The organism is Candidatus Infernicultor aquiphilus, assembly GCF_002784285.1.
GTDB classification, from domain to species: Bacteria; Atribacterota; Phoenicimicrobiia; order Phoenicimicrobiales; family Phoenicimicrobiaceae; genus Infernicultor; species Infernicultor aquiphilus.
In genome coordinates, this window is the sequence record NZ_PFKO01000246.1 from 2,971 (window position 1) to 3,734 (window position 764).

Below are 764 nucleotides of genomic sequence, written 5' to 3' on the forward strand. Positions count from 1 at the left end.
AAGATTCTAAAAACCGAAAAATGGCTGAAGAATTGACTTTTCAAGTTTTAAAGACCTGTCACCAGAGAATTAGTGATATAATTATAGGAGCTGCAGGCCAGAAGGAAGTGGTGATTGAGTTAATAAAAGAGGAGAAAGCATTATGATTTGTGGAATCATTTTAGCAGCAGGGGAAGGTAAAAGGATGGGAAAAGTAAAATTAACCCTTCCTCTGGGTGATAAGCAGCTGATAGAATGGGTATTACAAGCAGTAAAGTTAGCTCCTTTAGATAAATATTTTTTAGTGGTCCGCCCGGAAGATAAAGAGATGATCAAGATAGGTGAGAGCTGGGGAGCTGAAATTGTGCTTAATCCTGAATACCGGTCTGGGATGAGCAGTTCTATAAGAAAAGCACTTGATCAGATTTCTTCTGAGGTGGTAGAGGGAATTTTTATTCTTTTAGGTGATCAACCCTTAATTAATCCCTCTATAATATTTAAGATGCTTAAAGCTTTTACTCCGGGTAAAAAAGAGATAGTAGTTCCTTTTTATAAAGATAAGCCAGGAAATCCGGTACTTTTTGATAATTATTGGCGCGATGAACTCTTGGAACTTTCCGGTGATGTAGGAGGGAGAGTTTTAATTAAAGCTCATCCCGAGAGAATAAAAAGGGTTAAAATACCAGATGAGTCCATATTCTTAGATATTGATCGGGAAGAAGATTATGAGAAAATAAAAACCATTTTTGATTCTCTTCATAAAAGAGGAAGGATTTAGATAAAGT

1 protein-coding gene is annotated in these 764 nt (G+C 36.1%); it reads left to right on the top strand.

Going from position 1 to position 764, the window contains the following annotated elements:
- Positions 1-142 precede the first annotated feature (142 nt).
- Complete coding sequence (locus COZ07_RS06610) at positions 143-757, top strand: NTP transferase domain-containing protein (RefSeq protein WP_406607780.1); 615 nt, start codon at positions 143-145, stop codon at positions 755-757.
- Positions 758-764: the final 7 nt, after the last annotated feature.

What these genes read in the sequence shown, in the direction of transcription:
- COZ07_RS06610 (WP_406607780.1), top strand. Translation starts at nt 143, where the DNA reads ATGATTTGTGGAATCATTTTAGCAGCAGGGGAAGGTAAAAGGATGGGA.